Annotated in this window: 25 protein-coding genes; 5 read left to right on the plus strand and 20 right to left on the minus strand. The window is 40.0% G+C overall.

Annotation, left to right across the window (positions count from 1 at the left end; genetic code table 11):
• Positions 1 to 102: 102 nt before the first annotated feature.
• On the minus strand, positions 103 to 738 hold the full coding sequence (locus tag B0I26_RS04230) for an MBL fold metallo-hydrolase (protein WP_111644218.1): 636 nt from the start codon (positions 736 to 738) through the stop codon (positions 103 to 105).
• Positions 739 to 845: 107 nt separating this feature from the next.
• Between B0I26_RS04230 and B0I26_RS04235 the strand changes: the two genes are divergently transcribed.
• On the plus strand, positions 846 to 1,271 hold the full coding sequence (locus tag B0I26_RS04235) for a hypothetical protein (protein ID WP_111644219.1): 426 nt from the start codon (positions 846 to 848) through the stop codon (positions 1,269 to 1,271).
• 81 nt (positions 1,272 to 1,352) lie between these two features.
• Entirely contained in the window at positions 1,353 to 1,526 is a 174-nt protein-coding gene (locus tag B0I26_RS04240; RefSeq protein WP_111644220.1) for a DUF2759 domain-containing protein, read from the plus strand.
• A gap of 42 nt (positions 1,527 to 1,568) precedes the next feature.
• On the opposite strand, the gene B0I26_RS04245 is transcribed toward B0I26_RS04240, so the two are convergent.
• From B0I26_RS04245 to B0I26_RS04270, 6 genes are all read right to left on the minus strand, one after another.
• Complete coding sequence (locus B0I26_RS04245) at positions 1,569 to 1,886, minus strand: MTH1187 family thiamine-binding protein (RefSeq protein WP_111644221.1); 318 nt, start codon at positions 1,884 to 1,886, stop codon at positions 1,569 to 1,571.
• Positions 1,887 to 1,946: 60 nt separating this feature from the next.
• Positions 1,947 to 3,143 (minus strand): M14 family metallopeptidase, encoded by a 1,197-nt coding sequence (locus B0I26_RS04250; protein ID WP_409991406.1) that lies wholly within the window; start codon positions 3,141 to 3,143, stop codon positions 1,947 to 1,949.
• A 170-nt stretch (positions 3,144 to 3,313) separates the two neighbouring features.
• Positions 3,314 to 5,191 carry an LTA synthase family protein gene (locus tag B0I26_RS04255; protein WP_111644222.1) on the minus strand — a complete coding sequence of 626 codons (1,878 nt, stop codon included), beginning with the start codon at positions 5,189 to 5,191 and terminating at the stop codon, positions 3,314 to 3,316.
• A 288-nt stretch (positions 5,192 to 5,479) separates the two neighbouring features.
• Positions 5,480 to 6,451 (minus strand): ROK family glucokinase, encoded by a 972-nt coding sequence (locus B0I26_RS04260; RefSeq protein WP_111644223.1) that lies wholly within the window; start codon positions 6,449 to 6,451, stop codon positions 5,480 to 5,482.
• Positions 6,452 to 6,458: 7 nt separating this feature from the next.
• Entirely contained in the window at positions 6,459 to 6,698 is a 240-nt protein-coding gene (locus tag B0I26_RS04265; RefSeq protein WP_111644224.1) for a YqgQ family protein, read from the minus strand.
• Positions 6,699 to 6,830: 132 nt separating this feature from the next.
• Positions 6,831 to 8,303: a spore germination protein gene (locus B0I26_RS04270; RefSeq protein WP_409991407.1), complete on the minus strand. Its 1,473-nt coding sequence runs from the start codon at positions 8,301 to 8,303 to the stop codon at positions 6,831 to 6,833.
• A gap of 123 nt (positions 8,304 to 8,426) precedes the next feature.
• Between B0I26_RS04270 and B0I26_RS04275 the strand changes: the two genes are divergently transcribed.
• Positions 8,427 to 9,296, plus strand: a complete 870-nt coding sequence (locus tag B0I26_RS04275; protein WP_111644226.1) for a hypothetical protein — start codon at positions 8,427 to 8,429, stop codon at positions 9,294 to 9,296.
• On the opposite strand, the gene B0I26_RS04280 is transcribed toward B0I26_RS04275, so the two are convergent.
• The 7 genes from B0I26_RS04280 to rpmG all read right to left on the minus strand — a co-directional run bounded on the left by B0I26_RS04280 (position 9,277) and on the right by rpmG (position 14,753).
• On the minus strand, positions 9,277 to 10,806 hold the full coding sequence (locus tag B0I26_RS04280; protein WP_342767119.1) for a rhomboid family protein: 1,530 nt from the start codon (positions 10,804 to 10,806) through the stop codon (positions 9,277 to 9,279). The genes B0I26_RS04275 and B0I26_RS04280 overlap by 20 nt on opposite strands.
• 145 nt (positions 10,807 to 10,951) lie before the next feature.
• Complete coding sequence (locus B0I26_RS04285) at positions 10,952 to 11,680, minus strand: HAD family hydrolase (RefSeq protein WP_245934709.1); 729 nt, start codon at positions 11,678 to 11,680, stop codon at positions 10,952 to 10,954.
• A 30-nt stretch (positions 11,681 to 11,710) separates the two neighbouring features.
• A complete protein-coding gene (locus B0I26_RS04290; RefSeq protein WP_111644229.1) occupies positions 11,711 to 11,896 on the minus strand; it encodes a hypothetical protein in 186 nt (61 codons plus the stop codon).
• Between the two features lie 260 nt (positions 11,897 to 12,156).
• On the minus strand, positions 12,157 to 13,107 hold the full coding sequence (locus B0I26_RS04295) for an L-lactate dehydrogenase (protein ID WP_111644230.1): 951 nt from the start codon (positions 13,105 to 13,107) through the stop codon (positions 12,157 to 12,159).
• A gap of 87 nt (positions 13,108 to 13,194) precedes the next feature.
• A complete protein-coding gene (locus B0I26_RS04300) occupies positions 13,195 to 13,971 on the minus strand; it encodes a DUF92 domain-containing protein (RefSeq protein WP_111644231.1) in 777 nt (258 codons plus the stop codon).
• Positions 13,964 to 14,533, minus strand: a complete 570-nt coding sequence (locus tag B0I26_RS04305; protein WP_111644232.1) for a 5-formyltetrahydrofolate cyclo-ligase — start codon at positions 14,531 to 14,533, stop codon at positions 13,964 to 13,966. Before B0I26_RS04305 ends, B0I26_RS04300 begins: the two co-directional genes overlap by 8 nt.
• A 70-nt stretch (positions 14,534 to 14,603) precedes the next feature.
• A complete protein-coding gene (gene rpmG / locus B0I26_RS04310) occupies positions 14,604 to 14,753 on the minus strand; it encodes a 50S ribosomal protein L33 (RefSeq protein WP_111644233.1) in 150 nt (49 codons plus the stop codon).
• A gap of 152 nt (positions 14,754 to 14,905) precedes the next feature.
• Here rpmG and B0I26_RS04315 point away from each other — a divergent pair, with 152 nt between their 5' ends.
• Both B0I26_RS04315 and B0I26_RS04320 read left to right on the plus strand, forming a co-directional pair.
• Entirely contained in the window at positions 14,906 to 15,283 is a 378-nt protein-coding gene (locus B0I26_RS04315) for a hypothetical protein (RefSeq protein WP_111644234.1), read from the plus strand.
• Positions 15,283 to 15,759, plus strand: a complete 477-nt coding sequence (locus B0I26_RS04320) for an endolytic transglycosylase MltG (protein ID WP_111644235.1) — start codon at positions 15,283 to 15,285, stop codon at positions 15,757 to 15,759. Before B0I26_RS04315 ends, B0I26_RS04320 begins: the two co-directional genes overlap by 1 nt.
• Positions 15,760 to 15,890: 131 nt before the next feature.
• Here the strand turns inward: B0I26_RS04320 and phoU are convergent, their stop codons facing one another.
• The 6 genes from phoU to B0I26_RS04350 all read right to left on the minus strand — a co-directional run bounded on the left by phoU (position 15,891) and on the right by B0I26_RS04350 (position 22,830).
• Positions 15,891 to 16,550, minus strand: a complete 660-nt coding sequence (phoU, locus tag B0I26_RS04325) for a phosphate signaling complex protein PhoU (protein WP_111644236.1) — start codon at positions 16,548 to 16,550, stop codon at positions 15,891 to 15,893.
• A gap of 103 nt (positions 16,551 to 16,653) precedes the next feature.
• Positions 16,654 to 17,472 (minus strand): phosphate ABC transporter ATP-binding protein PstB, encoded by an 819-nt coding sequence (gene pstB / locus B0I26_RS04330; protein ID WP_111644237.1) that lies wholly within the window; start codon positions 17,470 to 17,472, stop codon positions 16,654 to 16,656.
• Positions 17,473 to 17,514: 42 nt separating this feature from the next.
• Entirely contained in the window at positions 17,515 to 18,396 is an 882-nt protein-coding gene (pstA, locus tag B0I26_RS04335) for a phosphate ABC transporter permease PstA (RefSeq protein WP_111644238.1), read from the minus strand.
• A 2-nt stretch (positions 18,397 to 18,398) separates the two neighbouring features.
• Positions 18,399 to 19,352 carry a phosphate ABC transporter permease subunit PstC gene (pstC, locus tag B0I26_RS04340; RefSeq protein WP_111644239.1) on the minus strand — a complete coding sequence of 318 codons (954 nt, stop codon included), beginning with the start codon at positions 19,350 to 19,352 and terminating at the stop codon, positions 18,399 to 18,401.
• Positions 19,353 to 19,430: 78 nt separating this feature from the next.
• Positions 19,431 to 20,396, minus strand: coding sequence for a PstS family phosphate ABC transporter substrate-binding protein (locus B0I26_RS04345; RefSeq protein WP_111644240.1), 966 nt, complete (start codon positions 20,394 to 20,396; stop codon positions 19,431 to 19,433).
• Positions 20,397 to 20,664: 268 nt separating this feature from the next.
• Entirely contained in the window at positions 20,665 to 22,830 is a 2,166-nt protein-coding gene (locus tag B0I26_RS04350; protein WP_111644241.1) for a peptidoglycan D,D-transpeptidase FtsI family protein, read from the minus strand.
• Between the last annotated feature and the right edge of the window lie 60 nt (positions 22,831 to 22,890).

Raw genomic sequence — 22,890 nt, forward strand, 5'->3', positions numbered from 1 at the left:
TTATAACTTTAATATAGTAGCTTAACTATATCCCCTCCCATTATATGAATAGAACATCCCCCAAAAAAGCCCTTCTCGACGTGGAGAAGGGATTTTTTTTATTCATTCAAAGCCATGTAAAAACGGATTTGTATCCATTTCCGCGCCGATTGTCGTCTCCGGACCGTGACCGGATAAAACCATCGTTTCTTCAGGAAGTGAAAGCAGCTTATCGTGAATGCTTCTGAGCAGCTGCGCATGATTTCCTCCCGGCAAATCGGTACGTCCGATGCTTCCGGCAAATAAAGCATCCCCGGAAAACACCGCTTCTATCTCTTCGCAATAATACGATACGCTCCCTGGGGAATGTCCAGGCGTCTCCAACACTTGAAGCATAAATTCGCCGATTTCTAACTTCTGCTCATGTGTTAAAACATGCTGCGCCTCTTTTACCCGCACTTCTCCCCCCATAAAATAATACGAACCGTTTAACAGTGGATTTCCGAGCCACTCCTGTTCATTTTGATGAATATAAACAGGTACGTTCCATTTATTTCGTACATCATCAACGGCTCCAATATGATCAAAATGAGCATGTGTCAACAAGATCGCCAACGGTGTTAACCCTTGCTTTTCAATATGATCTACTAATTTCTTTCCCTCGCTGCCCGGATCGAAAATAATACACGTTCCGTTTGAATGAGATAGTATGTATGCGTTCGTTTGCAAAGGCCCTAATGGAATTCGTTCCCACTTCATATCGATTCCCTCCAATTTTATTTTTTATTTTTAAAGACTATTTTATATTAACACTACTTTTTGTAAAATAGGAATTAAAAGACAAACGGCATAAGAGGAGAAGAACGATGCAAAAAAGACTGGGAGCAGAAGCGGCAGCAAAAAATCTTTTATTCGATAACAGGATTATCGATCAAGATCGTGAATTGCTTATTTTCGAGCCGTCCACACAACTTCTTCCCGCGAATATAGAAACATATTCCCTTTTGGAGTTAAACAATCCCGAACTTACCGATTTATTTGGCGACTATGGATTTATATCTGAACAAGGTCGTGCTTATCTTTATCAAGAGACAGTCATTGCCTTCGCAGTCGTAGACGGAGATGCTACAGAAATTGACATGGCTCTTTTGCAATACGAAGAATACTTGATTGCAAAGGAGCACTGCAACAATGAAACCATTTATTTTATGGACAAAACTTACGAAGGTTTGATTAAAAAAGTAGCAGCGGCGTATGATATAAATATCCGCATTTTTGACCTCGACAAATAAGGAAAAAAAGATTACAATGTAAAGGAAATCAATCTTTTCCTACATATATGGACGCATTTTTGACAAAAGGGGGTAAGTATAATGGGCTTAGTGATTATTTTTTCATTAGTGACATTGCTAGCGCTTTTCGGAGTCATTCGTTCATTGCGTGAAAAGAATATACTTGGATTATTATTTGGCTTAGGTACAGCTGCGGTATTCGGCTGGTTTACAATCATGACGGTTCTTCATCACGGATATCCGGTCGCTCACTAATATAAGCTTTGAAAAACACGCCTTCGCAATGGACGGCGTGTTTTATTTGTCTTCCAGTTTCGCTTTTACACTCGCCACTTTATCAGCCATACGGCGTTGAATGTCGCGGCGGTCATCGATGCGAATATTGGTCGCTACACGATCGATTCCTTTTGAAAATGGAACTTCATGAATAGCTTGAATCACTTCAAATAAAACAGGAAGCTCTCCTTCAATAATTGTGCTCATTGGCGTGAGCATAAAGTCAATTTTCCCTTGATCCTTATAGGCGTTGAGCACTTTCTGAATTTCTGCGACATACTCGCTTACACTTGGAGAAGCTGTTCCAAGCGGTATGACGGTCACATCGACAATGGCCATATCGTTTACTCCTTTTTCGTGGTGATGTCATTTTGATTATACAACTAATCCCTTTTCTCCTCAATCCATATATAATGCCGCTAAAAAAAGGCCGAGACTGTCTTTGTAGATGTCATCCAATTGCTCAATTGGCAGCGGGTTGATTCCTTCTCCTAACTCGACCGTATATCCTTGCCGTTTTTGCGTATAAATGAACCAATCACGATACCCGGCATGGCTGTCAATATAACGCACTGCCTTATATCCGCTTACTCTAGAAAATTCATTGACGGTTTGTTGAGATTCAGCAGGTTCTAATCCTTCATATCCCCAATAAAATTCCTTTCCTTGCGTGTGAAATGCTAAAATCTTTGAAAAATTACTTTCCTCTGTCAGGTGAGCCATCGCTATCGTTTCCGGTTCTGTCAATGGCGCAAAGCCGGGAAAATCACGCGGAGCCGGCGCTTTTGGAAGTTTGCGTTCTTTTTCTACTTCCCACTTCGCTGGAAATTGATTATTTAAATCAATGCCGCGAATGTTCGCTTTCCAATTCGAAAAATCTAGACTGCCATTATTTATGCGAATCACTTCACTTCGATAAGGCTCCTCCTCAGGCGGTCCATTTACCACAAGGTTTACACCATCGGGATTGACCATCGGCACAATCGATAATGTAATACGATTATAAAACGATAATATATCATGGCCATTTAACACCTGACCATTTGTCAACGCCAGCAAATACTCATTCACAAACATCATAAGGACGGCCGATGTAATCCATTCGTTCGCATGAAAGGAACCGTTCATATGAACTTGTTTTGCCCCTTTGCCGATTTTCATTTCGTATAAAGGCAGGCCGAGCACACTTTTTCCAATCTCACGTTTTTTGATAAATGGATAATATTGACACAGCTTATCCAGCTCCTTTTCCATCGCCGCAAAATCATAGTTTCTTTTCCCATTCACAACCGGCTGGACCATTCGTTTCGGAATATTGAGCTGTTGACAAGCTGATATATCATCTTCATATAGGTGTGGATTTGCTCGTTTAAAAGCTTCAAACGGTATCGAAAGCGATTTTGCGATATGTTCCAACGCATCAGGAGTTTGGATGTTCTGTTTAAACGTTTCATAACCGGGAATGTTGACCGTTTCACCTTGCTCCAATTGATTGGATGACAGATGTGGATTTGCATCAACCAGCAACTCATAAGGAACGGCAAACCACCGACTGTACATCGATAATGTATCTTTCAAACATGCCGTTATTTTCAAATCTTTCTTTCCCTCCTCTCCATCTTATTTTCATCGTATGAAAAAATGCTTGGGAACATGAATATAGACAGCAATCAGATAACATAAAGAAGTAAAAAGTTTTTTACAAAAAAGCAGCCGTCCTTCGTTTTCCCAAAAGTAAAAAGCTTCGGTTCAAAGTCCGAAGCTTTTTACTTTATCTTTTTGATTTTATTGTCGTAAAAACGGAGCAAGTCACCGTATATGATTTTATCCGAGTAATCAAGCTCTTGTTTTGCTTTTTCCATATACGGTTCACAATGAGAAATGTCCGTTTTTAAACCTGTTTTCTTATCATAACATACGTTTTCTTTAAAGACATAATCTTTTGTGACAAAGCTGCCGTCGCGCAATACAGCAAAATCCATTTTATCTTTGGAGAATAAATCCTGTCCAAAGTGTATGTCATTTTTTGTATCGATACCTAATAAATGAAGAAGCGTTGGCTTCACATCAATTTGACCGGACACTTTAGAAATCACTTTTGGATGTTTATCCGTCACGCCTGGAATGTGAATAATAAACGGTACACGCTGCAGCTGCACATGATCAAACGGCGTAATTTCTTCCTTCCCTAAATACTGCGCCATTGCTTTGTTATGGTTTTCAGAAATTCCGTAATGGTCACCATATAAAATAATGATGGAGTTTTCATACAATCCTTCTTTTTTCAATCCTTCAATGAACGTCTTTAACGATTCGTCCATATATCGAACCGTTGGGAAATAACGGTTTAGTGTACGGCTGTTTGATGTATATTCAGGAACCATTTTATCTTCTTCCCCTAGCTCAAACGGGAAATGGTTCGTTAACGTAATAAATTTTGCATAAAACGGCTGAGGCAGCGTTTTTAAATACGGAATGGATTGTTCAAAGAAATCCTTATCTTTTAATCCCCAACCAACAGAATTTTCCTCATTCACATTAAAATATTCTTGAGAGAAATAGTTGTCATACCCCAATGATTGATACATAATGTCGCGGTTCCAGAAGCTTTTGTTATTTGCATGGAATACCGCTGAATAGTAGCCATGCTTTTTCAAAATTTCCGGTGTTGCCATATACTCATTTGTCGCATGAGTGAAAAATACCGCGCCCCGTCCTAACGGATATAATGAGTTTTCAATTAAAAACTCGGCATCGGACGTTTTTCCCTGCCCGGTTTGGTGGTAGAAATTATCAAAATAATAACTTTGTTTAATAAAATCGTTTAAAAACGGTGTAATTTCTTGTCCATTAACCGTGTTGTTAATGACAAAGCTTTGCAGCGATTCCATAGAAACGATAATGACATTGCGATTTTTTGCGATACCGAACAACTCTTTCTCTGGCGCTTTCTCGTTTGCTCGAATATAGTTTTCGATATCAGCAAGTTCGCTGCTGTCTGCCAATGCCCGCTGCGCTTTTGATTTTGACTGAAGCAATATATCGTAAATGTGATAGTTGTATGTGCCGATGTTTTTCACGAGCATTTCGCGGTCGAACGTTCTCGTTAACAATTCAGGACGCTCTGTTTCCGCTAATCCCAAATTGAATAATGCGATGGCAGCAACGATAAAATAGTAAGCGCGGCGCTCTTTTTTCGTTACAGGTTCAAACTGTACAAGCGCTGATTTTTTTCGAACAAGCCACATCAACAGCACCACATCTGCAAACATCATTAAATCCGTAAAACGGAAAAGCTCAAATACGCTGTTCCCCAAATCTCCCATATTGCTCGTTTGGAACAATACAGGAAGCGTGATAAAGTCGTTAAAGAAGCGATAGAACATGACGTTCGCATATAGTACAAACGATGTAAGAAAGCTTGTGATAATCATATAACGGTTGCGTGCTTTCTCCTTCATGAAGAACGAAAAACCGAACACGAAAAGCAAGAAACTTAGCGGATTAATAAACAAAATAAACTCTTGCTTCCATGATTCGATTTCTATATCAAAGCAAGTCTTATAGACAATATAAGTTTTAATCCAAAGCAAAATCGTCGCGATTAGTACGAAACGATATTTGCCGGGAGATACGTTTCTCATTTTATTTAAACCCTCCTTTATTCAAGAAGCGCCATATTCACTGCAACATTCAAATGGAATTGTTTGGATAATATTTACATAAATAGGTTTCTATCGAAGTAACCAACATCAATCTTAATACTTTTTTAACAAAAAAGCAATTCTTTTTCAAAGATAGGACATTAGAATAGTAATGTTGTAGAGATATTAAAGTTGTACACGTTTTATAGACGAATTAGACTAAAAAAAGTTACAAAAAAGAAAGGAGTCAATATAAAAATTATATTGTCTCCCTTTATTGCTGCATATTTACTGTGCAAATTTATTTTTTGCCAGCCATGCCCCGCCAATCACTCCTGCGTCATTACCTAACGTTGCCATCGTAATGTGAACGCCCTCAGCGACACGCGGAAACGCAAAACGCTTTACATAGCCGCTGACTTTCTCGGCTAACATGTTTCCTGCTTTTGATACGCCGCCGCCAATCACAATTTTTTCCGGGTTTAAACCGTTAGCCAAATTGGCTAATGCTAAACCAAGATGAAAAGTGACATAGTCGATGATCTCCAATGCTAATGCATCGTTGGTTTTGGCTGCATCAAATACATCTTTCGCAGTAATCTTTCCGGTCTCTTCGTAAATTTGTCTTAAAACGCTTGCGGTGTCCGTGCTTGCTAATTTTTCTTTCGTCATTCTAACAATCCCTGTAGCTGAGGCAATTGTCTCTAAACAACCTGTTTTGCCGCAATTGCAAGGTGCGCCGCCTTCTGGAATCGAGGTAATGTGTCCGATTTCTCCTCCGGCACCGTTTACACCGTGGACAATTTCTCCATTGGCAATAATTCCCCCGCCAACTCCTGTGCCGAGCGTGACACATATTAAGTCTTTCGCACCTTCGCCTGCGCCTTTCCACATTTCGCCGATTGCTGCAATATTGGCATCATTGTCAATCACGGCAGGAAGCGACGTTTCCGCTTCTAACAAATCTTTGATAGGATAATTTTTCCACCCTAAATTAATCGCTTCATACACTAATCCAGTTGTCATTTGAACGGGGCCTGGTGCGCCCATACCAATGCCAAGCAGCTTACTCTTTGGCTCGTTAAGTTCTTTTAATTTTTGCTCAATCGATTGGGCAATATCCGCTGTAATATTTTTTCCCTGATCAGAAATATCTGTAGGAATTTCCCATTTATGTATGATCTCCCCATACATATCGACGAATGCCATCTTAATCGTCGTTCCGCCTAAATCAACACCAACTAACCATTTTTCTGTCATATTCATTTCATCCTTTAACTCTCTTTATCTTTTTTCTCTCTTTTTTCTCTCTTTTTTCCCGCTCCAATTGCGCTTCATGCCGCAGCAACAAAATGGCCATTTGATACTCTTTTACATCAATCAATTGTGATTGATACAGCTCTTTAATTTCCTCTTCCATCAGCTCCAAATCGGCTAAACGATCGCCGACATAAATAATTGTACCATATTTTTTTAACAGCTGCTGAACATCATAAATCGTTTTCATATTTCCACCTATGCTATCGCTTATTGCATATATTTTTTCATACACGCACACTATAAAGTATATAGGAAACAATATGATCGTCAATAATAATCGAGCAAAAGAAAAAAGAGTGCCAACAATGAACACTCTCTGTTAACGATCGGGATCTTTCGGATGTAAAATCGTCGGCCGCCGGTTCTTTAGCGGAATCGGTGAGCGGATAAATATATCGCGCATCGCCCGGTAAGAGAAGGGAATAAACGGCCATAAATACGGAATATGAAACGATTTCATGCGCGCAAGCATAATTACCCATAACGTAATGCCGATGATATAACCGTACAATCCAAAGGAAGCGGTCGCTATTAATAAAGCAAAGCGGACTAACCGGTTGGCCAGCCCCAGCTCATAACTTGGTGTTGCAAACGTGCCAATGGTCGCGATGGAAAAATAAAGAATCACTTCATTCGAAAATAATCCGACTTCAACCGCGACTCCGCCAATCATTAATGCAGCCACTAAGCCCAAAGCGGTTGCAAGCGAAGAAGGCGTATGAATGGCCGCCATTCGCAGCATATCAATCCCAACCTCAATAATGAATAATTGGGCAAACAGCGGAATATCTCCCATTTTCATATTTGTAAGAAACGATAGAAAACGGGGCGATAATTCAGGATTGGTGACTAATAAATACCAAAGCGGCAGAAAAAAAATCGACGCCCACACCGCCAAAAAGCGAATCAATCGTAAATATGCCCCGACAATTGGTTTGTTGCGGTACTCTTCAGCATGCTGTAAATGATGCCAAAAGGTTGCCGGTGCAATTAAAACGCTTGGCGAACCGTCTACCATCACTAATACATGTCCTTCATACAAATGTGCGGCTGCTGTATCCGGCCGCTCTGTATACCGGACGATTGGATAAGGGTTCCAATGCCTTCCGGAAATAAACTCATCAATCGTTTTCTCCGCCATCGGCAAACCGTCCGTATCGATTTTTTTTATCGACTCCTTCACTTTTTTGACCATTTCCGGATCAGCAATATCTTCAATATAACAAATACAAATATCTGTTTTAGAACGTCTTCCTACTTGCATATACTCCATTCGTAAAGAACGGTCACGGATACGCCGCCGCGTTAATGCTGTATTAAACACAATGGTTTCAACAAACCCGTCGCGCGCTCCGCGGACAACCCGCTCCATATCCGGTTCCTGCGGTCCTCTCACAGGATATGTACGCGCATCAATTAAAATCGCATACTCCACGCCGTCCATTAATAATACGGTCGGTCCCGCCAGCACCCCATCAACAATTCGCTCTAAATCGTTTGTTTTCTCTAGTTCAACATAAGGAACATATGTTTTTAATAATTTTTCCAGCGGCTCTGACTGTAAAACCGTTTCATCAAGAGCAGCTAGAAATCTCATGATATAATGCAAAATATCATCTTTGACAAAACCGTCAATCATAAAAAAAGCCATCGCGCGGCCTGCATACTCTACATCTAAATAAATGACATCAAAGCTTTTTCCTACCCCTAATCGTTCTTTTAAATATGCAACATTTTCGTCAAGATTCGCGGAAACAAGATGCTTGACTTCTTCATTTGCCACATGCTCCACCCGCCTATTAACAGCCGTTTTTATCCCCCATCATTGCCAAATAAAAATCGTTTCATACATATTTTTTCTGTTGCGCTCATACATTTGTTAGTAACTTGTCCAAAATGCAGATGGGGGAATAAAATGAAGCGGATAAGCCAACTTTCTATGTTGATCATTTTGTTTGTCTTGCTCTACTTTTTGTTGCCTTTTTCAAAGGAACCGCCTGCAAGAGAAAGCATGATCTTTTTTCCTCTTGACCCAAATGTAACATTCACAAAAGCGCATACCCGCCTTGTCCTGGAGCCAAAAAAGAAAAACAACGAATATGTCTTGCGCTGGCATACAACGTCCAGTCTTGACCGTAAAGTATACTTGCGCCAAGACATATCATTGATTTTTGCCGACGGACGTTTACTTGGAACATTATCGAAATGGAAAGAGAACAGTCAAACGCTGCTGCAGGAAAAGACAGTAACAGAGAAAAATAGCCGATTGTTTCAAGCGATTTCTTTTCATTACGGGGAAATCCATGACGGAGAGGATATCCGCAGCAGTCAAAAAATGAGCGGAGATTATCTATATGTCATTGATTCAGCTTACAGTCCTTTGATGTCCTTTCGCCAGGCAAAAACAACGGAACAAAAAAAATGGGAAAACGTATTGAAGCAAACAACTAGACAGTTTCTTGACTATAAAACAAAACAGTTAGCCAACCATTTTTCGATTCGGGAAAAAAACTACTACTACCTCTATTTGCCGGAATTAATGGTTTATAATGAACAGCCGTTCCCAGACTTGTCAATGGAAAAAACCCAGAAAATAATCGGCAGCCTTTGGGAAGGGCTTTATAAAAATTATTTCCTGGGCATTAAAAAGAAAAACGGAACAATCGTTTCCCCTATCGGAAGCACGATGCCTGTTATTTTTATCAGTAAAGATTATACTTATCTTATTGTACTTTTTGAAACAAGAGACGGGGAACAAATACAGCTTATTCAGCAAATCTCTTAATATCCGAAAGGAGCTGCTTATATTTTTCATTTTCCGGCTGCAAGCTGACCGCTGCTTCAGCTGCTTTTTCGGCATTGGCATATTCTTTTAAATCTAAATAGACAAGAGCTAAATTGTAAAATGCCTCATGAAAGCGAGGGTTTGTCTCAACAGCTGACAATAAATATTGTTTTGCCGTTGTGATATCCCCTCGTTTAATTTGTATGTAAGATAAAAGAAAATCCACTTCAGCCTTATACATGCCGGCATCATCAATGCTTTTAAGCAAGCGATACGCCCGTTCATATCGTTCTTTTTCAATGTAGTGCTGTGCTAAGCCGATTGTTACTTTTACGTCTTCACTCGAATGTTTTTGCAGCCCAGAGTAAATTCCAGAGATTAAAATCAAAGCAGCAAAAGCAAGAGAAGCAAGTTGCTTTGCAGCAAAACGATGTTTCGGCAAATGAACAATGCCTGCCGCCAAAAAGCCGCCGATAAGGCCGCCGATATGACCGGCATTATCAATCCCCGGAACAACAAATCCGAAAAGAAGATTGATGCCGATCACACTTAAAATATTCATCCCCATTGTGCGCATAAAAAGATGGCGATAAACGGTCCCAAAGTATAAAAGCGCGCCAAACAACCCAAAAATGGCACCGGAAGCTCCCGCAGAAACGGAAGAAGTAAATAGAAAGCTTGCAAGCGTTCCGAAAAATCCAGCAAATAAATAGATGATAAAAAAGCGAAAAGAGCCGTAAAGGCGTTCAACCGTTGTTCCTAAATAATACAACGCAAACGTATTCATTAATAAATGAAAGAAACCAATATGCAAAAACACCGGTGTTAAAAAGCGCCACCATTCTCCTTGCTGAATGAGCGGATTAAATTTGGCTCCGTATTCGACGAGAACACGCGTGTTCGTACTGCCGCCCTTCCATTCAAGAAACAAAAACATGAGAACTTGCGCCACAATAAATAAATACGTAAAGAATGGTTTTCCGTATTCAAACAACTGTTTTTCCTTTTCGTTCTGTTCTCTGGCGAGAAGCAAAGTTTTTTGCTTCAGCTGTTCAAGTTCATCATACGATTCATTTTCCAAAGCAAAAGCTGAAACTTCTATTTTCGTTGCTGTCATCTCACCGATCTTTTGTAAAGACTGTTCCACGTTTGCCTGATACAGCACAATCGTATGTAAAACCGTTTCATTTTTCCCGCCAAACGTTAAAGGCTTAGCAACAAGAAACTCCCAATCATCAACAGGAGGATACGTAGTGACATAAATATTTAAGACTCGAATCGAGCGCATAATATACCTTTTCCGCAGCTGCTCGACAACTCTTCCTGTATACTCGATATCGCGTTGCAGCCAGCTGCTCCAGTCCACGTCATAACGAACGATTCTTATAAGCGGAGCTGCTTTATGCTGAAACGATTCTAACCAAATCTCGTTTTGAAGCTCCGTTAATTTAATAATCCGATAATTTTGTTTGACGAAATGGTGAATTAAATGCCAATATAAAACGTTCAATCTTTCCTCTCCCTTCCTTATTACAAAGAAACCGTTGAAAATAAAGTGAAACTTCATCAGTGGGGGGTCTTCCCCCCCACTGATGTTAGTTGAACTTATCGCACTTCCAGCGTCCGTAAGACTCCCACCTGTAGAGGTGGGAGTCTTACGGACGATTAGAACGGGACAAAGAGGAAGCCAATTCACTTACATCATGACATATTGCCAAAGGCTGATGTGCCGTAGTCGGCGGCTGCTTTCTCGTATTCAAATAAATCGCCTGCCATCCCGCCTCAAGTGCTCCCAACACATCAAGCTCCCATGAGTCTCCTATATATAATTTATACTTACTGTTTGGGGCGATTTTGTTGATTGCGTAATGAAAAATAGCTGGATTTGGTTTTTCTACCCGAAGCTCTTCAGAAACAATAACAAATTCATCTGAAAAAAAACGTGTAAATTCAAGATAACGAACTTTATTTCGCTGTATCTCGCTCGTTCCGTTTGTAATAATCCCCATCTTAATGGACTGACGATATAAATCGTCTAAAATTGGCTCAATTCCCTTCATCGGTACAACAAATTGACTAACAACACGGTCGAAATAATGGTGAAATTCATCTGACAAATCGGCATCCGCTTTTAAATTGAAAGCAAGCATCGTATCAAGAAAGCGTCGCCGCCGATATTCGATTCTTGTCAACCGCCTGTATTGATAATCGTGCCAATATAAATCACAAAACTTCTTGAAAGTAGAAAACCACGCTTCAAAGCTTATATCATATCCGTTTTTCTTAACAAAGACTAAAAAACAATGTTCAAGGGCTCTCTTAAATGTTTGCTCATAATCGACAATCGTATCATCTAAATCAAAACAAATGACTTCCCAGTTCATCAAAATCTTCCCAATGTAAGCTTTATTGTATCACATTCTTTGAAATACTTGAGCATAAAATGCTTTACGCACAAACGGAATGTTCATTGCCAAAAAAATAAACGCCTTTTGTAAAAATTGATTTTTAAAAAACAGATTGATGAACTTATAACGATAGCGGTATAATACAAAGCCACCGATTGACAAAAAAACAATAGACATCATGCGGTTATACATGTTTTTCATGCTCCTTTCATCGTTTATTGTTCTTTATTCTTTTCCCCAATCTGTTGATAAATTATTGAAAAATAAAAAAGGACTGGGAGCTGAGCTAAAAGTATCTGATATTGTGCGGTGATGTCTGACCCTTTTCTTTTATACGAAAATGTCCCCCAAAAAGAAAACGGTCTGTGATTCGCCTAATCATTAAGCAAGTCACAGACCGATACATTTTCATTCATCGTGTTGGCTAGTAAGTCATGGACGTTTCGCTTCATTTATTCATGAAACGTACGCCGCATAACCTCTTTTAACACTTTTGCCGAATGAGCAAATTTTTCTTTTTCTTCATCATTTAACTTTAATTCAATCACTTCGCGGACGCCGTTGCGATTGACAATGGCCGGAACGCCAATATAAATATCGTTTTGTCCGTATTGGCCGTTCAAATAAGCAGAAACCGTTAATATTGAATTTTCATTTTGTAAAATCGCTTTCGTTAAGCGGACGAGTCCCATGGCAATTCCGTAATAGGTCGCACCTTTGCGCTGGATAATATGATATGCCGCATCGCGGACGTTGACAAATAAGCGTTCTAAATCATCATGGCTATAGTCTTCGTTTTCATGGACGATCTCTAAAATTGGACGGCCGCCAATATCGGCATGACTCCAAACCGGCAGTTCTGTATCCCCATGCTCGCCAATAATATAAGCATGCACATTGCGTGTATCCACTTGAAAATACTCGCCTAATACATAGCGAAAGCGTGCTGTATCCAAAATCGTTCCGGAACCGATTACGCGCTCTTTCGGCAATCCGGAAAACTTCCATGTTGCATAGGTCAGGATGTCAACCGGGTTTGTCGCCACTAAAAAAATTCCGTTAAAGCCGCTTGCCATTACTTCATTGACAATCGACTTAAAAATCTTCACATTTTTATCGACTAAATCAAGACGCGTTTCTCCCGGCTTTTGATTGGCTCCGGCTGTTAAAACGACAATGTCAGCATCTTTACAATCCCGATAATCTCCGAACCAAATTTTTGTCGGTGCAGGAGCAAACGGCAAACCATGATTTAAATCCATGGCATCACCTTCAGATTTTTCTTTATTCACGTCGATGAGCACTAACTCCTCAGTTACCCCTTGATTCAAAAGAGCAAATGCATAGCTTGAACCGACAAATCCCGTCCCTACCACTACTACACGATTTACGCTATTTGCCATCGTTATTCCACCTTCCATCATTCACAGCTAGTTTCTGTTAATACAATTAGATTGTACATTATTTCACAAACTTTTTATACTATACAATTATTGCAATTTTGTTACAAAAAAATACAACATTGTTGCAGAAAGAATGGACAGCCAATTGACGATATCATTATTCATAAAATGCCAGCCTTTGATCCTTATCGTTCCTTGACCGCAATGGTGCCTCTTCTCCGTCTCCAACCCGCAAACAGCACAACGGTAATTGACTTGGCACACTGCTCCCATCCATGTATCGATCATGCTGCCAAAAAAGCCAAACAAACCGGCAAAAACGAGATGTATATTATGCCATAAAACAAAGCTGACGATTCCGACAAAAAGCGCTCCGCCGATTGCCGCTACGGTGCCGAGCAATGTCACTCCCCCTGAAGTTCCTCGTTCAACTGTTTTCCACGTTGTGATTAAGCGCGGCGGTTGTTTGCTTACACTTCCGATTTCTGATGCCCATGTGTCCGAATTAGCTGCAGCAAGTGAAACGATAAACAGTTCCAGCCACAATGCGGAAGGCGAAAAAAAATCAATGAGGCTAATCAGAGCCGGGACGCTTCCATTTGCCAACACTTGCACATAATCGCGCTCATCTCCTTTTTCCACTTTTTCAAATACAGCTATCTTTTTATGCTTTTGAAATTTGCTCCAAAGACTTGAGCTTACAAAAAACGCTCCGAGCATGATAAGCCCTTTCGATTCGAATCCAAGTGAAATGAACAAGCCAATAAAAAAGGCGGCAACAGCTCCCGAAACAGAAAGAGAACGAACAAGCCATCCACCAAAAGCGACAATGAACGTAACCGCTATATAAGCCCATTCATTCATCACAAACAATAACCTCATCATTTGTGATAATCATCTGTACAGGAATATCATGCGGCTCAGCTGGTACTCTTTCAACGATTTGTACACTGTAGGCAAGCGAAATCGCCGGTCGTGTGAATTGTTGTAAGTAGCGGTCATAATAGCCGCCGCCATACCCGATTCGATATCCGTCTCTTGAAAAAACAATTCCCGGTACAATCATTAAATCAATTTCCGCTGCCGCTACTTCCTTCGTTACATCTTCCATTGGCTCTAATAAGCCAAAATAGACGGATTCGAGCTGGGCAAATGAATGGATTTCACGAAAAACCATCGTTTTTTTATCCGGATCACATTTTGGCACGCATATCTTTTTTCCTTCACTCCATGCCTTTTCAATAATCGGCAGCGTATGTACTTCATTTCCTCTTGAAATCGTAATCGCAATGCATTTCGCCTTCTTCCAGACTGAAAGCCCGTATAACTTCTCGGCAATCGCTTCGGAATACTCCTGCTTCTCTTTGTCTGTTAACGTTGTAAGCAGCTGTTTCACTTTTTGCCGCATTTTCTTTTTTTCTTCCATACGAATTTCACCTCTTTATTTCCATTATATGTGGCAAAATAAAAAAGCAGCAGGAAATGGCTCCTACTGCTTACTTTGTTTCACGATGAAGAGTTGCTTTTTTGTCTCTTGGGCAGTATTTTTTTAGCTCAAGACGATCTGGATTGTTGCGTTTATTTTTTGTCGTAATATAGTTACGTTCGCCGCACTCTGTACAAGCTAATGTAATATTTACACGCATTGCTACTTCCCTCCAATACTTAATGAACTATAATCAGACTTTTCTATGATAGCACTTTTTTTTGTGAATTTCCATATTTAATTTATGTTTTTTATTGCGCTTCCTAGTTTATAACAGCGTTCATAACATATATAATAAAATGGGGTGACATTATGGATCATTTCATTGAATATACGATGACTGCACTCGTTTTTCTGTCGTTATTATTGCTCATTTTATCCTTTTTTGCAAAAGATAAAATCAAAGCGCTTGAAGAACAAATCGATCAGCTGACCATGTCTTTTGTACAAGAAACGTATCAGCTGAAAAAAAAATTAAAAGTATTAGAGGAAGAGCTATTGATGAACGATGAAGACATCATGGAAATTGTGCGAAAGAAAACGCTCAACGATTCTGTGCAACTAGAGCGCGAACAAGTCTTGTCCCTTTATAAACGGGGACTTTCCTATGAACAAATTGCCAAAGAAACCTCGCTGACAACGGAAGAGGTGCGAATGATATTACAACAATACTTGCGGGGAATGAACTGATGGATAAAACAGCAATTCGTGCGTTTGCAATTGGAATGTTATTGGCTACTGCTGTGATAGGAAGCATCTACTATTATTCAAAACCAGCAGAATTGACAGAAACAGAGATTTATTCTTATTTGCAGAAAAAAGGTCTCATCGCAATCAGTGAAAAAGAGTATAACCAGCTGAAAGAAGCAAAACAACAATCACAAGCCATTTCAGCAAATAAACAAGTAAAGCCAGCTCAAAAAAATATGGACAAGCCAAAAACGATTTATTCTTATCAATTGGTTATTGATAAAGGGAAAACAGCCGCTGAAATTGCGAAAGAACTGGAAGATGCCAAAGTGATCAAAGATGCAGCAGCTTTTATCAAATATTTAAAAGACCACGATTTGACTCGTAAAATTCGCGAAGGTACATATCACGTCAACAGTAATATGAATCATGAAGAACTTAGCAAAATGATGACAAAGTCTAGAACGAATCAATGAACCTCTCCCATCTACTCTTCGCTTAGAGGAGAGGGAAAATGTTAAAGCAGAACTTCATCAATAGAATACCGTCAGTGTGATGAAAATAACAGTCCGCTCCTTTATCAGTAGAAGGAACGGACTGTTTTGTTTTAATCATTTAAATCATAATGTCTTCCTTTTACGAGATAAAACACGCTTTCAGCAATGTTTGTCGCATGGTCAGCGACACGTTCAATATAGCGGGCAATAAATGATAATTGTGTAATTTGTGAAATCGCCTCGCTATTTGTTTGTGTTGTCTGCAGCAATTCTTTAATCGTTTGCCCGTATAAATGGTCGACTTCATCATCCATATCCGCTATTTTTTTTGCAAGAACGACATCTTCCTCATAATAAGCTTTTAATCCTAACGATAGCATCTCAAGAGCCATTTGATGCATTCGTACAAGTTTGTCAATCGGAACGACAAACGGCTGCTCCCCGATACGAATCGTCGCTTTTGCAATATTTACGGCAAAATCGGCAATTCGTTCGACATCTGTTGAAATTTTGATGGCCACAATAATACGTCTTAAATCAATTGCAACCGGCTGCTGCTTCGCAATTAACAAAATCGCAAAATCATTGATTTCCTCATCCAGCAAGTCGATTTTAGAATCGCCGTCAATCACTTCTAATGCTCTATCTACATTTTTCGCCTGAAACGCATCGATGGACTTGCTAAGGGCAATTTCTGTTAAACTTCCGATCTCAATTAATTTTTGGCGTAATGTTTTTAAATCATAATGAAACTTTTCACGTACAGCCATTTTCTTTCTCACCCCTTTATTTTGCTTCGGGACTGATCCATAAACGTCTGACCTCACAAGATTGTGCTGCGGAGTCTGACACTCGGTTTTTAGATCAGCCTCATTAACCGAAGCGCCCTGTAATGTAATCTTCTGTGCGTTTGTCAGAAGGATTCGAGAATAATTTATCTGTATCGGTATATTCGATTACTTCTCCGTTTAAGAAGAAAGCTGTTTTATCAGAAATGCGGGCAGCTTGCTGCATATTGTGCGTAACGATAATAATGCTATAGTTTTTCTTCAATTCCTGAACGAGTTCTTCTATTTTTAAAGTTGAAATAGGGTCTAATGCTGAAGTTGGTTCGTCCATGAGAATAACATCCGGTTCAATGGCTAGACAACGGGCAATACACAACCGCTGTTGCTGTCCGCCTGATAACCCATACGCATTTTCATGCAGGCGATCTTTCACTTCATCCCAAATGGCCGCACCGCGTAAACTTCTTTCAACAATTTCATCAAGTATTTTCTTGTCGCGAATGCCATGAATGCGCGGTCCGTAGGCAATATTGTCATAAATCGATTTCGGAAATGGATTTGGCTTTTGGAATACCATTCCAACTTGTGTCCGCAATTCCTCAACACGATAAGATTTATCAAAAATATTGCGGCCGCGATACGTAATTTCCCCAGACGTACGCACGTTCGGAATCAATTCAATCATTCGGTTCAACGTTTTAATGTATGTTGATTTCCCGCATCCGGAAGGTCCGATAATCGCGGTTACTTCGTTTTCATAAATATCCAAATCAATATTTTTCAAAGCGTGATGTTCACCGTACCATAAATTTAAATTTTTCGTACGATAAACAACCGCTTTTTCTTCCTTTCCCTCATTCATCTTTTTTTGCTCCGTTCTTTCTTTTACTACTGTTAACTCCATGGATAAAATCCTCCTTCATCCAATTTGCTTGAGCACAATCACTTAAAATCTCTTTTGGAATTTATTGCGAATGAACACGGCGATCGAGTTCATCAAAATTAAAACGAATAATAACACAACAATTCCTGCCGCTGCCACATGCTGAAACTCCTCCTGCGGCCTTCCTGTCCAGTTGTAAATCTGCATCGGCATAACCGTAAATGTATCAAAAATGCTTTTTGGCAAGTAAGCAATAAATGTTGGAATACCGATAACAACAAGCGGTGCTGTTTCGCCAATCGCCCGTGACAATGCTAAAATACTTCCCGTTAAAATTCCCGGAATCGCAGCCGGCAAGACAACTCGATAAATCGTTTGCCACTTTGTAGCCCCCATACCATAAGATGCTTCGCGCAGTTGATTTGGAACGGCGCGAATCGCCTCTTGTGCCGCTACGACAATAACCGGTAAAACAAGCAAACTCATTGTTAATCCCGCCGCCATGACACTTCGTCCCAGCTCCATGCCGCGAACGAATACTGTTAAACCCAGTAAGCCGAAAACGATGGACGGAACACCAGCCAAGTTGGAAATGTTCGTTTGGATAAAGTCCGTAAAGCGGTTTTTCTTCGCATATTCCTCAAGATAAATGGCTGTTCCAACACCTAAAATAAGCGATAACGGAGCGACAATGACCATCAGCCATAAAGATCCTATTAAAGCGGCTTTAATTCCTGCTTCTTCCGGTCTGCGTGATGCGAAATTTTGCAAGAAATCGATATCAAGCCAGCCAATTGCTTGAGTGAATATCCGATATAGAAGCACGACAAGGACGATTAAGCCAAAAACAGTAGCAAGGAAGAATAAAAATTTGAAAAAGTTGTTTTTCACAAGTCTTCCTGCCATGTTTTTTATCACTTTTTCTTGGTCGATTAGTTTCTTCATTGTTAATATTCCTCCCTGAAGCGACGAGAAATATACTGGGCAAGCAAGTTCATCGCCAAAGTAAAGACAAATAACGTCATCCCTACAGCGTAAATGCTATAGTAAATCGTTGTGCCGTATCCGGCATCTCCTGTCGTTACTTGAACAATATATGCGGTCATTGTTTGAATCGATTGCGTAACATCAAATGATAATACTGGCGATGAGCCTCCTGCCACAGCTACAATCATCGTCTCGCCAACCGCTCGGGAGATGGCCAGTACGAAAGAAGCAATAATACCAGATGCAGAGGCAGGAAGTACGACTTTTAATGCCACTTCTAATTTCGTTGAACCAAGCCCTAAAGCTCCTTCACGAATCGCATTCGGTACAGAACTCATTGCATCTTCAGAAAGTGAAGCAACCATCGGAATAATCATAATTCCCATTACAATACCGGGACTGAGTGCGTTGAAAATCCCTAAATCAGGAATAATTTGTTTCAACAATGGAGTGACAAATGTTAATGCAAAGAAACCATAAACAATCGTCGGAATCCCTGCTAATACTTCTAATATCGGTTTGATAATTCTTCTTGTTTTATCTGATGCATATTCACTCAAGTAAATCGCTGACGCCAACCCGATTGGAATCGCTACAACCATGGCAATACCAGTTGTCAACAATGTTCCTGTTACTAATGGTGCCACACCGAACGAGCCGTTTTCTTCGTTCCATGGCAGCCATTCTTTCGCCGTCAAAAACTCAATGATGGAAACTCTGCTAAAAAACGTAAAGGTTTCGAATAATAGCGTAAATAAAATTCCTAACGTCGTTAATACAGAAATCACTGCAGTTAGCAACAATAATTTTGGCATTAATTTTTCAACAAACATTAATCCGCTTTGTTTCGCTTTTTTCTCTTTAATCATTTCGCGGACAGAGTAAGTTGGACTGTCTTGCTTTATAACAGCCATAATGCGAAAACCCCTTCCTTTCCATTTCATGGAAAGATGAGAAGCATCCTAATGTTGCTTCTCATCTTGTTAGCTTCATTATTTTAATCCTTCAAGAGTTTTTAATTGCTCGTCATATTTTTCTTGCGGCAGGCGAACATAACCTACTTCTTCAGCAAAATCGCCAGCATTTTCTAAAATAAATTTCGCATAGTCATAAACTTGAGGTTTTTCTTTCAGAGATTTTGTATTTACATATGTGAATAACGGACGAGAAAGTGGAGTGTATTCGCCGCTTTGAATCGTTTCGTTTGTTGGCTCAACGGGACCGTTGCCGCCATCGATTGGAACCACTTTTAATTTATCTTTGTTCTCTAAGTAGTAAGCATATCCGAAGTAGCCAATCGCATTTTTGTCACCGGCTACACCTTGAACAAGTACATTGTCATCTTCGGAAAGTTGTGCGTTCTTTACAAGTTCTGCACCATCGAGAATGACTTCATCGAAATAGTCAAATGTACCAGAGTCATGTCCTGGTGAGAAGAATTTAATTTCTTCATCCGGCCAGCCTGGACGAATGTCAGACCACTTTTTCACTTTACCGTCTTCTATCCACATTTTCTTTAATTCATCAATTGTTAAGTGATCAACCCAGTCATTTTCTTTGTTTACAACAACGGAAAGACCGTCATATGCGATTTGGAGCTCTTGGAATTCGATACCGCCGCTTGCAGCAGCTTGTTTTTCCTCATCTTTAATTGGACGAGATGCGTTCGAGAAATCTGTTTCACCTTTTGTAAATTTCTCAAATCCACCGCCAGTACCTGATTGACCAACAGATACTTTTACGCCTGGCTGTTCGGCCATATATTCTTCTGCTGCAGCTTCCATGATTGGAAATACAGTAGAAGAGCCGTCCATTTTCACTTCGCCTTCAAGTTGTTCTGCAGCCTGATTTTTGTCTTTATTTTCGTTAGTGTCTTCAGCATTATTTCCACATGCTGTAGCAAATGCGAGCACGCTGCCCATCATTGCTGAAAGAGCGAGAAATTTAAAATTTTTCATTACTTAATTCCCCCTAAGTATTTCGGTTGTTTTGTCCTACGCTTTATAGAATAATGGCCAACTATTAAAAGGGTTTTAATCAAATGTTAAGCTTTTGTAAACTCATTCATAAAGCATATTGTTATAGTTATTCTCCCCCTTTTTTGCAAAAAAATAGTCAAATAACTAAAAAAATGAGGCTGACCCCAAACCAAAGTGTCAGCCCACGACACAATATATATTGTGAAATGTACGTGTAGTCAGACACTTACGGGTCAGCCCCTTTGGCTTATTGCTCGTTTTCTTCAGCTGTTGACAAAGTAGAATCAGTTGGCGCAGATAGCTGTTCTGTTGGACCTTCTTTCATTCGTTGTTGTTTCAGCTCAAAGTATGCATCTAAAATCTTTGCACCAATTTTGTTATTAATCGGATAACGATTTCTCTCGCTCTGATACGCCCACGGTACAACAACGGAGAAAGCAATCTCTGGATCATCATAAGGAGCATAGCCGACAAGCGTTAAGTTGAGAGTCGGCGTCATAAATTTACTTCTCATCGGTCCGTCGTAGAACGCTTCGGCTGTTCCTGTTTTTCCTGCGGGGCGATACGGTTTTCCAGCAAAATAAGCGCCCGCAGTACCTCGAGGAGTTTGCATGACACGTCGAAATCCTTCTTGTACTCTTTTGATATATTCCGTTTTCATATCAACACGGTTTAATACAACCGGCTCAAAACCGCGAATAACCGGTCCTAATTGAGTGCCATCTTTATCATCGCTGTTTGGTTCACGAATTTCTTTTACGATCTGAGGCTTCATTCGATAGCCGCCGTTAGCAATTGTCGAAACATATTGTGCCATCTGCAATGGCGTATACATATCAAACTGTCCAATTGCCAAGTCTAACAAATGACCTGGCAGCTTGCTATTTCCCGGCCAACCGATAATTTCATTCGGTAAATCAATTCCTGTTTTAACGCCTAGACCGAATTGACTAAAATATCGCCGCATAATCGTAAATGCTTCCGGATCAATTGGTAATGAGCCATGCGGACGATATGTTGCGCCACCAATTGCCATAGCAATTTTAAACATGTATACGTTTGAGGAACGCTGTAAGGCAGTTAACTCATTGATCGGCCCCATCGTTTCATATGATTTTTTGACAGGTGTCCCTTTAATATATAAAGGTTCATCTCTTAGCACCGTTCCAGGTTGAATGACACCTGTTTGCATTCCCGTTAACACGGTTGCTCCTTTTACAGCCGACCCCATTGCATAGGCAGACGTCATTGTGCCAAGAGCGTAGTCTCTCAGCACTACTTTACCGTTTTCATCTCTTGTATACAGCTTTCCTGCCATCGATAAAATTTCGCCCGTTTTCGGATTCATCATCACGACAAACGCGCGGTCAAGCAGTTCCCTGCCACCGCCTTGCTTTGCTATCCTTAATTCTTCTTCAATAATTTTCTCCACTCTTTGTTGCAATTCGATATCAATCGTTAACACTACATCTTTGCCGCGCTGCCCTTTATATATTTCTTTTGTCTCAATCACGTTTCCAGCTTTATCGGTAATGTTTTTTACTTTCGCTTTTTGACCATGCAGTACATCCTCATATTGTGCTTCTAAGTAACTTTTTCCAACACGGTCATTGCGGCTGTAGTCGCGCGCTAAAAAGTAATCCAATCGTTCCCGCGGCAATCCCTCTTCAGAAGAGGTAATACTTCCAAGGACCGAACGGAACGTATTGCCATATACATAACGACGCTCCCAATCCGTTGTCGTACTCACGCCCGGGAGCTCTTCTAAATGTTCACTTACAACAGCGTATTCATCATTTGTAACTCCCTGATTTTTGACAATTTGTGGTGTTAATGCATAGCCGCTGTCTAGTTCCCGCTTAATCGCTAAAACTTCAAGTTCTTCGTTCTTAATTTCTTTTAAATCCTCTTCTGTAATTCGTTCTAATGTAAGCTCATAAAGTTTCTTATCTATTTCTTTATTAGACAGTTCTTCTTCTTTCCACTTTTTTTGCAATTTCTCTCGTTCTGATTTCGGGATTTTTGCTTTCGCTTTTTTCGGACGAGTTAAAATCCAGTAGTCTTTCATGTCTCTTTCTGTAATTTTATCTGTCGGTTTTTCAATATATTGAGCCAGCTTTCGGGCGATTTCTAATGTTTCTTCTGGCTTTGTTGTTTGCGATCTTGTATATGTGATTGCATTTAACGGTATATTATCGACAATTACGCGATGATATCGATCGTAAATTTTCCCGCGCGGCACTGGAGTGCTGACGGTAACATTCTCTGTTCGCTCCACCTCTTTGCGGTAATGCTCTCCATAAACAATTTGCACAACACCAAGACGTAAAATAAGTGCGGAGAATAATAAAAACACGACAAAAAAAAGCATATTTAAACGAAAAGGAACTTGCGGTTTCTTTTTCTTTTTCAAGGAAGAGCACCTCCTATCGTCATACAATTTTTTCTTAATATGAAAACAAATCACGCACTC

Source organism: Paranoxybacillus vitaminiphilus (assembly GCF_003259935.1).
Lineage (GTDB): Bacteria > Bacillota > Bacilli > Bacillales > Anoxybacillaceae > Paranoxybacillus > Paranoxybacillus vitaminiphilus.